Below are 587 nucleotides of genomic sequence, written 5' to 3' on the forward strand. Positions count from 1 at the left end.
CGAGCCCCGAGCCCGTGCCGGCGCGCACGCCGGCGTCGTCGCCCGCGCGCGGGCCCGCGCCGCCGTCGTCGCGCACCCGCACGCGCACCGCGTGCGCGTCGCGTTCGGCGTCCCAGTCCACGTGCACCTCCGCGGTCAGCGGCGGCGCGACGTGCCGCAGCGCGTTGGTCAGGCCCTCCTGCACGAGCCGCACGAGCGCCGACTCGGCGTCGGCCGGCAGCGCGCGGCGCTCGCCGTGCTCGGTCAGCGTCACGCGGTGCAGCGGCGTGGCCGCGGCCGCGACGAGCGCCGGCAGCCCGTCGAGCGACGGCACGACGTCACCGGCGGCGGCGGGCGCCGCGTCGAGCACGCGCAGCATGCCGCGCAGCCCCAGCAGCGCCGAGCGCGCGGTGTCCGCGACCTGCGCGAGGGCCTGCGCGGTCGCGGGCTCGCGCGTGCCGACGCGCGCCGCCTCGGCCTGCGCGACCACGAGCGTGAGGGAGTGCGCGACGACGTCGTGCAGGTCGCGGCGGATCTCGGCGCGCTCGGACCGCCGCGCGAGCTCGAGCCGCCGCGCCGCGTCGGCCGCCGCGCGCTCGCGCTGCGCG

Annotated in this window: 1 protein-coding gene; it reads right to left on the minus strand. The window is 81.8% G+C overall.

Going from position 1 to position 587, the window contains the following annotated elements; genetic code table 11:
- Positions 1 to 587 (minus strand): sensor histidine kinase (locus CS2_RS18345; RefSeq protein WP_233421271.1); only part of this gene is annotated, 587 nt, incomplete at both ends.

The organism is Cellulomonas iranensis NBRC 101100 = JCM 18110 (genome assembly GCF_001552375.1).
In the GTDB taxonomy this organism is placed as follows: domain Bacteria; phylum Actinomycetota; class Actinomycetes; order Actinomycetales; family Cellulomonadaceae; genus Cellulomonas; species Cellulomonas iranensis.